Source organism: Streptomyces griseicoloratus (assembly GCF_014534645.1).
GTDB classification, from domain to species: Bacteria; Actinomycetota; Actinomycetes; order Streptomycetales; family Streptomycetaceae; genus Streptomyces; species Streptomyces griseicoloratus.
Genome location: NZ_JACVQF010000221.1, coordinates 20,602 through 33,366, shown reverse-complemented (window position 1 = coordinate 33,366; position 12,765 = coordinate 20,602). Strand labels below are relative to the sequence as shown.

The window sequence follows — 12,765 nt, the reverse complement described above, 5'->3', positions numbered from 1 at the left end:
CGGCCGTCATGCTCGCGATCGGGCTGTGGGGAGTGGGCCGCGGCGGCATGTGGCGCGACGAGGCGGTGACCTTCCAGGTCGCGCGGCGCGCGGTGCCGCAGATCTGGCGGCTGCTGCACGGCGTGGACGCCGTGCACGGCCTGTACTACCTGCTGATGCACGCCGTCCTGGCCGTCGACCCCGCGCCCGGCGAGGTCGTCCTCCGGCTGCCGTCGGTGTGCGGTGCCGCCGCGACGGCGGGGCTGGTCGCGGCGCTCGGCACCCGGCTGGCCCGGCCGCGCGTCGGGCTGTGGGCGGGCCTGCTCTACGCGGTCACGCCGCTGGCCGGCCACTACGCCCAGGAGGGCCGCTCCTACGCGCTGGTCGCGGCCGGCGCGGCGGGGGCGACGCTGCTGCTGGTGCGGGCGCTGGGCGGGGCCGCCCGCGCGTGGTGGCCGTACGGCCTCGTGGTCGCCGTGACCTGCCTGCTGCACGAACTGGCGGTGCTGGTGCTGTGCGCGCACGCGGTGACGCTGGCGCTGGTCCGGGCGGGGCGGGCGGTGTGGTGGGGCTGGGGCCGGGCGGCGGTCGCGGCGGGGGTGGTCCTGGCGCCACTGGTGATCGTCTCGCGGGCCCAGGCGGGGCAGGTGGGGTGGCTGCCGGTGCCGGGGTGGGGGAGCGCGGAGCGGGTGCTGCGCGGCTTCGTGGCGGCGCCTGCGGGGCCCCTGTTCTGGGGGTGCGTGGCGCTCGCGGTCCTCGGGCTGGGCCGCCGGCGGCTGGCCGTCGTCGCGGGGCCGTTGGCGGTGGTGCCGCCCGCGTTGCTGATGGGCATCTCGCAGGTGCGGCCGGTGTACGACGACCGGTACGTGCTGTACGCGCTGGCGGGGGCGCCGTTGCTGGCGGCGGCCGGCGCGGAACGGGTGGCCGGTGCGGTGGGGCGGCTGTGGCCCGGTGGCCGGCGTCCGGTGCGCGCCCGCCCCGTCGTCGCCCTCGCCGGTGTCGTCGCCGTCGCCCTCGCCTTCCTCCAGCACCTCCCCCTGCACCGCGTGGACCGCACCCCCGCGACCCGCGCCGACAACCTCGCCGCCGTCTCCGCCCTCGCCGCGCGCGAGATCCGCCCCGGCGACGCGGTGCTGTTCCTGCCGTCCATCGCGCGGCGCGCGGCGCTCGCGTATCCGGCCGCCTTCGCGGGGGCGCGGGACCTGGCGCTGAGCGAGTCCGGGCCCAAGTCCGGCACGCTGTACGGCCGTGAGGTCGGACCGGCCGAGCTGCGCCGCAGGCTGGCGGGACCGGACCGGGTGTGGGTCGTCGTGGAGCCGTACGCCCTGCGGGGGGACGGCCGTCCGTCCGACCCGGCCGACCGCGCCAAGCTCATGCTCGTGCGGGACCACTTCGCCCTCCGCGAGGAACACACCCGGCCCGGCGCCACCGCCGGCGCGACCCTCCGCCTCTACGTCCGCGTCGGCGCAGCGGCGCGCCCGGAGCCCGCCCGGCGGACCGCGCCGGGGCCGCCAGGTCCGCGTCGGCGCGGCGGCGTGCCCACAGGCCGCCCGGCGGACCGCGCCGCGGCCGCGGGTCCGGCACGCCCGGCCGCCGTGTCGTCACCGGACGCCGACTCCCCGCGCTCGGCTCCGCCCGTGCCGGAGGCACGCCACCGACGGCGCCCGGGCGCCTCGCGGTCGCACGGTCGACCAGCCAGGCGCGGGAGCTCGCCGGACCGGCACAGCGGATGTTCGCAGAACCGCGCCACCCGCTCCGCGACGCCTGGCACGCTCCCGCACAGGGGGCACCTCCGCTCGACGCGGGCCCACCCTCCGCCGAAGGGTGGGACAGGCCCGCCGGGCGGACGGGCGGACGGGCGGACGGGCGGACGGGCGGACGGTGCGGCTCGGCGGACGGCCTCTAGCCCCGCCCGGCCGTCTCCGGCAGCTCCGCCCCGTCCAGCGCGGTCGTGAGGCGCTCCAGCCGGGAACGCAGGTCCTGGAGCTCCGCGAGGTCGAAGCCGGTCGCGGCGGCTATCCGGCGCGGCACCTCGACGGCCCGCTCGCGCAGCGCGACGCCCTCCCCGGTCGGCCGCACCCGCACCGACCGCTCGTCCCGCGCACTGCGCTCCCGCCGGACCAGACCGGCCGCCTCCAGCCGCTTGAGCAGCGGCGACAGGGTGCCGGAGTCCAGGCGCAGATGCTCGCCGAGCTTCTTCACCGGCAGCTCGCCGTGCTCCCACAGCACCAGCATCACCAGGTACTGCGGGTAGGTGAGGCCGAGGTCCTTGAGGACCACGCGGTAGACGCCGCCGAAGGCGCGGGAGGCGGCGTTCAGGGAGAAGCAGATCTGCTGGTCGAGGCGGAGCCAGTCCGCTGCGGGCATGGTCATGCCCCCAGGGTAGCGTTTGGGCGCCATTTAGTTGTGCACAACTTAATTGTGTGCTCTACTCGTGGTCACAGGGCGGCTCCGGTCGCCACGACACGACCTTGATGAGAGGGATGGTCTTCCATGGACGCGCTCTACACCGCCGCCGCCACCGCCACCCACGGCCGCGACGGCCGTGCCGTCAGCTCCGACGGCAAGCTGGACCTCGCGCTCGCCGCCCCGGTGGAGCTCGGCGGCAACGGGCAGGGCACCAACCCGGAGCAGCTGTTCGCCGCCGGGTACGCGGCCTGCTTCGGCAGCGCCCTCGGCCTCGTCGGCCGGCAGGCGAAGGTCGACGTCAGCGACGCCGCGGTGACCGCCGAGGTCGGCCTCGGCAAGCAGGGCGAGGGCTTCGCGCTCGCCGTGACCCTCCGGGTCGAGCTGCCCGAGGGCGTGGACGAGGCGACCGGCCGCAAGCTGGTCGAGCAGGCCCACCAGGTCTGCCCCTACTCCAACGCCACCCGCGGCAACATCCCGGTCGAGCTGGTCATCGAGTAGCACCCTGCCCGTCCCGCTCAGCCGACCCGCGCCAGCACCTCGCCCGTCCGCTCGCTCCACGCCACCACCACGGCCTCCTCGGGCACCGGGTGCCAGCGCGTCAGCAGCAGCCAGCGCACGCGGTAGCGGCGGGCGATCGCGGTGCGCTCGGCGCGGGTCGAACCGGCGGCGAGGTACGCCTCGACGTCGGCCACGCGCCGCCTGCGCTCCCGCTCGTCCAGGGACGGGTCCGGCCAGGCGGGAGCGGCGAGGTTCGGCCCGTAGCCGGCGATCGCGTGACCGGCGTAGTAGCCGTCGCTGATCACCACCTCGCCGGGCCCGATGTACCGCGCCGCCCACGCGTAACCGGGCCAGTCGGGCGGCTGCCGGAAGCCGACCGGGTCCAGCGCGCGCGGCACGACCGCCCCGGCGTGGACCGTGAGGAACCCCAGCAGGGCCCCCGCGGCCGCCGTCCAGCCCAGCGCCCGCCGCCACCGCCGCCACGGCCGGGGTGCCGCCAGCTCCACCGCCAGCGCGAACTGCAGCGGCACCAGCGTGAGCCCGAGGATCCGGCCGTAGGTGTAGTGGCCGCTGACCCAGCCGTACGCCACCACCGCGCAGTCCAGCGCGAACATCAGCACCAGCGGGTCGCGCGCCGAGCGGCGCCCGCGCAGCCACAGCGCCGGCAGGCCGAGCAGCGCCAGCCAGAACTCGCCGGGCAGGCGCAGGTACAGGACGCGGTGCATCCCGTCCACGCTGTCGTCCCCGACCAGCGCGAACACGTCGAAGTACGGCCAGACCGCCGCCGTCAGCAGCGCGGTCGCGGTGGTCAGCGCCCAGCGGCCGGCGACCGCCCACCGCCACCCCCGCTCCCACCCGGCGATCAGCGCCACCGCCCCCAGCACCGCCGCCACCGACGTGATCGGGTGGACCAGCAGAATCACGCCGTAGAGGGCGCCCAGGCCCGCGTACCCGGCGAATCCGCGCCGTCCGCTCGGGCCCACGTACCGCACCCGGCGGGTGTCCCGCGCCCGCGCCCCGGTCAGTGCCCAGGCCCAGAAGGTGAGCCCGATGGCGAACGTCGACGGGTAGCCGAGGTTGCCCGTCATCGACATCAGCCCGAGGTAGCCGCTCCACCAGGCCCGCTCGGTCCCCCACAGCAGCGTCATCGCGCCCAGCGCCAGCACCGGCGCCCACGGCCGGGGCGTCAGCACCTTCACGAAGGCGCCGAGGCCCGTCAGCAGCACCAGCAGGTTCAGCGGCCCGGAGAGCCGCACCACCTCCCAGCCGCCCAGCCCCGTCACCCGGGCGAACGCCCCCTGCGCGACGGCGTACGGCGAGTAGTACGCGCTGCCCGCGCCCGGCAGGTCGGCCATCGGATGGCGCGGACGGAGCAGGTCGTCCTTCAGGCGCTCGACGACGGCCGCGTGCTGACCCGCGTCGCAGCACAGCGGGACCGCCCAGTGGGCCAGGAGCATCAGCAGCCAGAACAGGAAGCCGAAGACCTGGAACGGGGAGGGCCGGATGCGGCCGCCGCGCAGCGCCGTCGCGCCGAGCACGGACCGCCGGACGAGGACTCCGGCGCTCACGGCAGGATCGAAGAGGGGGGCATTCGGGACATTTGTCGTACGTTCCCGTGCGGGTCAACGCCGTGACCTCACCTCACCTCATCGGGTGAGAACGTCACCTCACCGACTGCGCCCGATCGGCGTGCCCCTGGGCCGGCAGCGCCACCCGGCGGCCCCGCACCACCGGCTCCAGCAGCAGCGGCAGCCCCACCACCGGCAGCAGCCACGCCAGCACGATCAGCCGCTCGCCCCAGATGTTGATGTCCGGATGCGCCGCCTGCGTGAGGATTCCGGTGAACGCCGCGGCGACCAGGAAGACACCGAACGGCCGCTGCCGCAGCGCACCCCACGCCCCGGCGCCCAGGGCCGCCAGGAACAGCGGCTCCCACAGCTGCCGGCGCAGCCACTCCACCCAGAAGTTGCCCTGCAACTGCCAGAACTCCCGCCACGGATGCTCCCGGTCGGGCCGGGCGAAGTGGCCCGTCAGCAGGTCCTGCATGCTGTCGGACTCGGACGGGTAGTGCAGCAGCCGGGCCAGCAGCACCGTGCCGAGCGCGGCGGCCAGCCCCACCCCGGCCAGCGCCGGCACGCCCCGGCCCGGCGGCCGGCCCCGCCGGTGCCGGACCAGCACGGTCACCGCGCCCGCCCCCGCCAGACACAGCCCGAGGAACAGCGCCTGGGAGTGCTTCACGGCGAACAGCGCGGCCAGCGACCCGGCGACCAGCGCGAGGCCCGCCCGCTCACGCCGCCCGCGCAGCACCAGCGCACAGCCCCACACCGCCGCCAGGGTCAGCGCCATCAGCAGCCCCTCGGTCATCGGACGCATGGCGGTCGTGCCGCACGGCAGCACGTAGTACAGCGCCTGCCCGGTCAGCGCGAGCGGCACCGGTACCGACAGGGTGCGCAGGATCAGGAAGGCGAGCACCCCGCCCGCCACCGTGACGACCACACCCGCCGCCCACAGCCCCCACGTCACGCCGAACAGGGAGATGAACGGCACCAGGAACACCGGGTAGCCGGGCCGCGCCTCGAAGATCCGCATGAAGCGGTCCGTCATGTACGGCACGGTGTGCCCGCCGGTCTGCCCGGCCGCCAGCCGCGGCTCCACCACCCGCCACTGCGCCCGCCGGCACTCGTCCGTCACCCGCTCGGTGGGGTCCGGCCGGTGGAAGCGCACCACGTCCACGCTCTGGTCGCGACGCGCTTTCGTCGCGGCGCTCAGACACACGTAGTCGATGGTGGCCGCGGCCGCCTCCCGCTTGCTCTCACCGCGCAGGCTCAGGGCGTACGACAGGTAGTTCTTGGTGTCGGGGGTGTCCCGGCCGGTGACGTTGGCGAGCTGGAGCACGGCGAACGCCGCGGCCAGGACCAGCACCCAGGTGCGCGGCCTCACGAGGACGCGAGCAGGTCGCGGCCGGCCGGGACCGAGCGGGCGCGGGGGACCGCCGCCGGACCGGGCATCCGCTCGCCCAGCATCAGCGTCCGCACCACCCGCTCGGCGGCCCGGCCGTCGTCGAACTCGCAGAACCGGTCCCGGAACGCGGAGCGCAGCCGCGCCGCCTCCTCGTCCCGCCACGCCCCGGAGGCCAGCAGCCAGGCCAGCTCCCGGTAGGAGCGCGCCACATGGCCCGGGGCCTCGGCGGTGATGTCGAAGTAGGCGCCGCGGCTCGCCGCGTACGCGCCCCAGTCGTCGGCGTGGATCACGATCGGCCGGTCCAGGTTGGCGTAGTCGAACATCAGGGCGGAGTAGTCGGTGATCAGCAGGTCGGAGGCGAGCATCACCTCCTCGACGTGCGGCTCGTCCGTGGCGTCGACCACCACGCCCCGCCGGTGCAGCTCGGACAGGCCCATGCCGCGCGCGGGACCCGTGGCGAGCGAGGGGTGCAGGCGGACCACCAGGGTGTGCCCGTCGCCGAGGTCGGCGGCGAGGCGGGCCAGGTCGATCCGCTCGACGTACCCGCCCCGCCGGTAGTCGCGGCGGGTCGGCGCGTACAGCACGACCCGGTGGTCGTCCGGGATGCCGTGCCGGCGCCGGAAGCCGGCCCCGTCCTCCGGCCGCGCGCCGACCAGGACGTCGTTGCGGGGGCTGCCGGTCCGCAGCGAGGTGAAGTGGCAGGGGTAGGCCCGCTCCCACACCAGCTCCGAGTGCCGGTTGGCGACCAGGCTGTAGTCCCAGCGGTCGGCGCGGCGCAGCATCTGCGGCACGTCGACGCCGTACCGTGCGCCGGGCTTGCCCAGCAGATCGGCGCCCATGTACTTGAGCGGGGTGCCCTGGTGGGTGTGGATGTGGACGCTGCCGGGGCGCTTGGGCACGGTCCCCGGCCAGTTGACGTTGTTGACCAGGTACGTGGCCCGCTCGGTCACCCGGCGGTAGCGGGGGCTGCCGAGGATCACGTGGTCCGTGCCGGGCGGCAGCAGGGCCGCGTCCTCCTCGTCGCGCACCACCCACACCCCGCGCAGCCCCGGGGCGATCTCCCGCGCCTTGTGGTAGATCGCCGCGGGGTCGCCGAGCATCCCCCGGTGCGAGAACGCCGAGTACACGGCGAGGTCCGGGTCCAGCGGGCGGCGGGTGTGCACCGCGGTGCGGACGCGCCCCAGGCGCCCGGCGACCGCACCGCGCGCCCGTACGGCCCGCCGCCCCAGCTCGCGGCCCGCCCGCCCGGACTGCCGCCGCAGCCGGTAGGCCGCGTAACCGCCCTCCAGCACCCGCAGCTCGGGCCGGACCCGGGCCCCCTCCGGCCGGTACGCCCGGAACATCTCGGCGGTCCGGCGGAAGAACTCGGCCTTGTCGGACGGGGGCAGCCGGTCCGGCTTGGCGAGGATGTCCAGGCAGTGCTCGCCCATCTTGGCGTGCAGGAACGGCCGCCACCCGGCCAGCTCCGGCCGGGCGTCGACGAACGCGAAGACCCGCTCGTACTGCTGGTGGATGTCGAAGTGCTTGCGGCTGGTGGTGGACAGGATGTTGCCCTGGCGGCGCTGCCGGTAGTTCAGGCAGATGCGGTCCAGCGTGGCGATCCGCCGGGCGCTGAACATCACCGGGAACGTCCAGGGCGTGTCCTCGTAGTAGCCCGGCGGGAACGTGAAGCCCTCGCGCTCGACGAAGTCGCGCCGGTAGACCTTGTTCCAGACCACCATCAGCAGGTCGAGGATCTCCGGGCGCTCGGCGGCGGTGAACGTGCCGTCGCCCGCCTCGGCGAGCACCCGCGCCAGGACGTTGCGGCGGGTGCCGCCCCACCAGTAGGTGCGCGCGTAGTCGAAGACCAGCACGTCGGGGTCGCCGGTCTCCGCGAGCCGGTCGGTCATCGCGCGCAGGGCGCCCGGCGTGAGGGTGTCGTCGCTGTCCAGGAAGAACAGGTAGTCGCCGGTGGCGTGCGGCATCCCGGCGTTGCGGGCCCGGCCGAGGCCGGCGTTCTCCTCCAGGTGCAGCACGCGCACCCGCTCGTCACGGGCCGCGTACTCGTCGAGGATCGCTCCCGAGCCGTCCGGGGAGCAGTCGTCGACGGCGATGACCTCGATGTCCCGGTAGGACTGGTCCAGGACCGAGTCGAGGCACTCGCGCAGGAAGCCCTGCACCTTGAAACAGGGGATGATGACGCTGAAGCGGGGCACTTCGGGTTCAGCTCCTTACGAGGGTGGCGGCGGGGGCCGGGACGCGCTCCGCGAGCGGGGTCACGGGCGGGATCGCCTCCGGCGGTTCGCCGAGCAGCACCCGGCGCACCACGCGCTCGGCGGCCCGGCCGTCGTCGAACTCGCAGAAGCGCTCCCGGAAGGCCGCCCGCAGCGCCGCGGACTCCGCGCCCGCGTGACCGCCGTCGCGGAAGATCCGGGCCAGCTCCTCCGGCGTGCGCGCCACCGGACCGGGGGGCGCCGCCATCAGGTCGAAGTAGACACCGCGCGTCTCCCGGTAGACCTCCCAGTCGTCGGCGTACACGACGATCGGCCGGTCCAGGTTGGCGTAGTCGAACATGATCGACGAGTAGTCGGTCACCAGCGCGTCGGCGGCCAGGCACACGTCCTCCGTGGAGCGGTGCGCGGTCACGTCGATGACCCGGCCGCTGCCCGGCCGCCCGCCCCGGTCGTAGAAGTAGTGGGCGCGCAGCAGCACCACCACGTCCTCGCCGGCCGCCTCGCAGAACGCCTCGAGATCCAGGCCGCCGGTGCCGAAGCCGGTCTCGTAGTCCCGGTGGGTGGGCGCGTACAGGACCGCCGTCTTCCCCTCCGGGACGCCCAGTTCCCGCCGGACGCGGGCGACGTCGTCGGCGGTCGCCGTGTAGTACACGTCGTTGCGCGGATAGCCGTACTCCAGCTGCTCGTAGGAGCCGGGGAAGGCGCGCTCCCACATCTGGGTGGAGTGCCGGTTGGAGGAGAGGTTGTAGTCCCAGCGGTCCACGCGGCCCAGCAGCTTGGCGAAGCTGCCGCTGGCCGCGGCCACCACCGGGTACGTCGACTGGTCGACGCCCATCGTCTTCAGCGGGGTGCCGTGCTGGGTCTGCAGGTGCACGCTGCCGGGGCGCTTGACCACGCCCTCGGCGAAGTTGGCGTTGTTGACCAGGTACTTGGCGCGGGCCAGCACCTCCCAGTAGCGCCGGCTGCCGATGACGGCGTGGTCGACGTCCTCCGGCACCGTGTGCGCCTGGTCCCGCTCCACCAGGAACACCGCGCGCAGGTGCGGGGCGAGTTCGCGGGCCTTGGCGTGGATCGCGGCCGGGTTGCAGGCGTAACCGCGGCCCCAGTACGCGCAGTAGACGGCCAGGTTCGGGTCCAGGGGCCGGCGCAGGTGGCGCCGGTACAGCAGGCGGGTGCGCAGCCCCTGGGGGCGGGGCAGCGACCGCAGCGTCCGGCCCGCCGCGCGGTTCGCGGCGCGCAGGGCGCGGAACCCCGCGTACGACCCGGACGCCAGCAGCCGGTGCTGCACCCCCAGCCGGCCGCCCGGCGGGCGGAAACCGGCGGGGCGATGACGCCGGTAGAGGGCGCCGGCCCGGCGGAAGAAGGCACGGCGCTCCCGGTGGGTCAGCCGCCGCGGATGGGTGGCCGTCTTCAGGATCGCCGCGAACAGCTGCTCGAACAGCGGACCGCGCCGCTCGGCCGGCAGTCCCCGCTCGGCGGCGTGTTCGAGCGCCCGCTCGGCCTGGTCCAGCAGCTCCGCGTGGTGCTCGCCCGGCAGGTTCAGCCGGTTGCCCTGCCGCCGCACCAGGTGCCGTACGACGACCGAGCGCAGCACCGCCATGCGCTCGGCGCCCGCCGCCGCCATGGCGCCGAAGCCGATGTCCGTGAAGTGGCCCTCGGGGAAGGCCAGGCGCCGCTCGGCGAGGAAGGAACGGCGGTAGGCCGCGCTCCACGCCGGCAGCTGCACACCGGTGAGGTGGGGCGCACGGCCGGGGGAGAAGGCGCCGTCCGGTGCCTTCGCCAGCAGGGGTGCGGGCGGGTTGGCGGGCTCGCCCTCCCACCAGGGGGTGCGCTCGTGCTCGAAGTACAGCACGTCGACGTCCCCGGTCCGGGCGAGCCGCGCGTCCAGCGCCGCCAGCGCGCCGGGAACGAGTACGTCGTCGCCGTCCAGGAACAGCAGATACGCGCCGGTCGCCGCCCGCACCCCGGTGTTGCGCGCCCCGGCCAGGCCGGCCGACGGCGGCGAGTGCACGGGCGCCACCCGGGAGTCCCGCTCGGCGCGGGCGGCGGCGACCTCGGCCGCCGCGCAGTCCGGTGCGTCGCAGACCGGGATCAGCTCGAAGTCGCCGAAGGACTGGGCGAGGACCGAGTCCAGCGCCTGGGACAGCCGGCCCGCGACCCCGTGGGACGGAACGATGATGCTGAAGCGGGGCATACTGCTCTTTCTCTTGTTGTCCTGGTCCGACGGGAGGGCGGAGCCCCCGCGGCCCGGACCGGCCGGTGGCCCGGCCGCCCGGCCGGCCGCCAGGTGGACGGCCGGGTCGGGGTGGGCCGTGACGAGCTGCGGGGCATACGGACTCCCAGTGGGCAAACGGCGGTCAGCGGCCGTCGGTGACGGGGCGGGGACCGGCGGGTTGCGGAACGGCGGTGAGCGGACTGCGCGCGAGGGACGCCGCCGCCGACGGCACCGGACGCCGTTCGGCGAGCGGCACGACCGGAGGAAGGTCCGTCTCCCCCAGCACCAGGTGGCGTACGACGCGCTCGGCGGCACGCCCGTCGTCGTACGGGCAGAACCGCTCGCGGAACGCCGCCCGGAGCTGGGAGGAGCGTGAGCCGCGCCAGTGGCCGGTGGCGAAGACGTCGATCAGCTCGTCCTCGCTGCGGGCCGTCGCGCCCGGCGGGAAGGAGCGCAGGTCGAAGTAGGTCCCGCAGGCCGCCCTGAAGACCTCCAGGTCGGCGGTGTGGACCACGATCGGCCGGTCCAGGGCCGCGTAGTCGAACATCAGCGAGGAGCAGTCGGTGACCAGGACGTCCGAGGCCAGGCACAGCGACTCCACGCTCGGGTGGTCGCTGACGTCCAGGACCCGCCCGCGGGACTCGGCGAGCGGGCCGCCGTGCCGGGGGTGGGCGCGGGCCAGCACCATGAAGCGCGGGCCGAGGCGGGTGAGGACGCGTCCCAGGTCGAGGGCGGCGCGCTGGGTGCGGTGGTGGTCGCGGTGGGTGGGCGCGTACAGGATCGCGACCGTGCCCTCGGGGATGCCGAGCGTCTCGCGGAGCCGGGCCACGTCCGCGGCCGTCGCCCGCTGGAAGACGTCGGCGCGCGGCTGGCCGCACTCCAGCGTGGTGTACCGGCCCGGGTAGACGCGCTCCCAGGTCAGGGTGGAGTGGCGGTTGGCGGACAGGACGTAGTCCCAGGTGTCGACGTCGCGCAGCAGCCGGGCGAAGTCGGTGCCGCGGGCGGCGGCCGGGCGCTCCTGGAGGTCCAGGCCCGTGTGCTTGAGCGGGGTGCCCGCCGGCGTCCGCACCAGGACCTGGCCGCGCCGCTTGACCAGCCGGCCCTCGAAGGCGCCGCCCGCGACCAGGTACCGGGAGCGGGCCAGCGCCGTCCAGTACGCGGCCGTGCCCGGGGTCAGCCGGCGCGGGCCCGGCGGGATCGTGTGGTGGTGCTCGGGGGCGGCGGCCCACGCCGTGCGCACGTGCGGGGCGAAGGAGCGGAACGCCGCCTCCAGCGCCCCCGGATTGCCGCCGTGGCCCCGGCCGTCGTGAGCGGCGAAGAGGGCACGGTCGGCGCGCACGGGAAGGGCGCGCTGGAGCCGGTAGTGCAGCCGGAGGACGCCTGCCCGCACCCCGCGCAGCACCCTCGCCATGAGCCGCACCGTCCGGCGGCGCAGCGCCGACGCCAGCCGCAGCGCCGCGTAGGTGCGGCGCAGGCCCAGCCGGATCAGGGCGTGGCGCAGCCGGGCGGGCAGCGGGGCGGGCGCGCCGGGCACGCGGTGGCGACGGCAGTGGGCGCGGGCCCGGCGCAGGAACTCGGCCCGCAGCGAGCGGGGGAGGCGGTCGGGCCGGGTGAACACCGTCGCCAGGTGGTCGGCCATCCGGCGGTAGAGCACCGGCCGCCAGCGCTCCAGCGCCGGGTCCGACTCCAGGAACGCGAAGACCCGGTCGTACTGCGCGAAGACGTCGAGGTGCCGCTCGCTCGGCGTGCCGAGGATGCTGCCCCGCCGCCGCTGCCGGTAGTGCACGCAGACCCGGTCCAGGGTCGCGATCGACTCCGCCGCCATCAGGACCGGGTACGTCCACGGCGTGTCCTCGTAGTAGCCGGGCGGGAAGGTGAAACCCCGCCGCTCGACGAACCCGCGCCGGCACGTCTTGTTCCAGGCCACCATCAGCAGTTCCAGCAGCCCCGGCCGGTCCTCCAGCCGGAACGGCGCCGGGCCCTCCTGCGCCAGCCGCGCCGCCGCCCGGTTGCGGACCGCCTCGCCCGTCCAGTACGTGCGCGCGTAGTCGTAGACCAGGACGTCCGGCTCGCCGGTCTCCTTGAGCCGGTCGGCGACGGCCTGCAACGCGCCCGGCGTGAGGGTGTCGTCGCCGTCGAGGAAGACCAGGTAGTCGCCCACCGCCCGCTCCATCCCGGCGTTGCGGGCCGGGCCCAGGCCCCGGTTCTCCGGCAGGTGCACGGGACGTACGCGCGGGTCCCGGGCGGCGAACTCGTCGAGGATCGCGCCGCAGGCGTCCGGCGAGCAGTCGTCGACGGCGATCACTTCGAGATCGGCGTACGACTGGGACAGCACCGACTCCAGGCACTCGTGCAGATACGCCTGAACCTGGTACGCGGGGACGATGACACTGAACCTGGGCACGGGGACATCCATGGGTCGTCGGCGCGGGCGTTCTGCCCGGCAACGGCCGATGGAGTGACTTGGTTACGTCCGCTACGGCATTCGGG

General features: G+C 75.4%; 8 protein-coding genes. 2 read left to right on the top strand and 6 right to left on the bottom strand.

Annotated elements, in window-relative coordinates:
* Positions 1-8 precede the first annotated feature (8 nt).
* Positions 9-1,934 carry a glycosyltransferase family 39 protein gene (locus H0H10_RS29460; RefSeq protein ID WP_188184207.1) on the top strand — a complete coding sequence of 642 codons (1,926 nt, stop codon included), beginning with the start codon at positions 9-11 and terminating at the stop codon, positions 1,932-1,934.
* Here the strand turns inward: H0H10_RS29460 and H0H10_RS29455 are convergent.
* Positions 1,882-2,352, bottom strand: coding sequence for a MarR family winged helix-turn-helix transcriptional regulator (locus H0H10_RS29455; protein WP_223180616.1), 471 nt, complete (start codon positions 2,350-2,352; stop codon positions 1,882-1,884). The genes H0H10_RS29460 and H0H10_RS29455 overlap by 53 nt on opposite strands.
* 120 nt (positions 2,353-2,472) lie before the next feature.
* Between H0H10_RS29455 and H0H10_RS29450 the strand changes: the two genes are divergently transcribed.
* Complete coding sequence (locus H0H10_RS29450; protein ID WP_188184180.1) at positions 2,473-2,886, top strand: organic hydroperoxide resistance protein; 414 nt, start codon at positions 2,473-2,475, stop codon at positions 2,884-2,886.
* A gap of 17 nt (positions 2,887-2,903) precedes the next feature.
* On the opposite strand, the gene H0H10_RS29445 is transcribed toward H0H10_RS29450, so the two are convergent.
* From H0H10_RS29445 to H0H10_RS29425, 5 genes are all read right to left on the bottom strand, one after another.
* Positions 2,904-4,454, bottom strand: coding sequence for a hypothetical protein (locus tag H0H10_RS29445; RefSeq protein WP_188184179.1), 1,551 nt, complete (start codon positions 4,452-4,454; stop codon positions 2,904-2,906).
* 94 nt (positions 4,455-4,548) lie between these two features.
* On the bottom strand, positions 4,549-5,826 hold the full coding sequence (locus tag H0H10_RS29440) for a hypothetical protein (RefSeq protein ID WP_188184178.1): 1,278 nt from the start codon (positions 5,824-5,826) through the stop codon (positions 4,549-4,551).
* Positions 5,823-8,042 carry a bifunctional glycosyltransferase/CDP-glycerol:glycerophosphate glycerophosphotransferase gene (locus H0H10_RS29435; protein WP_188184177.1) on the bottom strand — a complete coding sequence of 740 codons (2,220 nt, stop codon included), beginning with the start codon at positions 8,040-8,042 and terminating at the stop codon, positions 5,823-5,825. The genes H0H10_RS29440 and H0H10_RS29435 overlap by 4 nt, the downstream gene beginning before the upstream one ends.
* Before the next feature lie 7 nt (positions 8,043-8,049).
* Entirely contained in the window at positions 8,050-10,254 is a 2,205-nt protein-coding gene (locus H0H10_RS29430; RefSeq protein WP_188184176.1) for a bifunctional glycosyltransferase family 2 protein/CDP-glycerol:glycerophosphate glycerophosphotransferase, read from the bottom strand.
* A gap of 163 nt (positions 10,255-10,417) precedes the next feature.
* Positions 10,418-12,679 (bottom strand): bifunctional glycosyltransferase/CDP-glycerol:glycerophosphate glycerophosphotransferase, encoded by a 2,262-nt coding sequence (locus H0H10_RS29425; RefSeq protein WP_188184175.1) that lies wholly within the window; start codon positions 12,677-12,679, stop codon positions 10,418-10,420.
* Positions 12,680-12,765 lie beyond the last annotated feature (86 nt).

Excerpts from the sequence above, each read along its gene's own strand:
- H0H10_RS29455 (WP_223180616.1), bottom strand. The coding sequence starts at position 2,352 with ATGACCATGCCCGCAGCGGACTGGCTCCGCCTCGACCAGCAGATCTGC.
- H0H10_RS29450 (WP_188184180.1), top strand. The coding sequence starts at position 2,473 with ATGGACGCGCTCTACACCGCCGCCGCCACCGCCACCCACGGCCGCGAC.
- H0H10_RS29430 (WP_188184176.1), bottom strand. The coding sequence starts at position 10,254 with ATGCCCCGCTTCAGCATCATCGTTCCGTCCCACGGGGTCGCGGGCCGG.
- H0H10_RS29460 (WP_188184207.1), top strand. The coding sequence starts at position 9 with ATGCTCGCGATCGGGCTGTGGGGAGTGGGCCGCGGCGGCATGTGGCGC.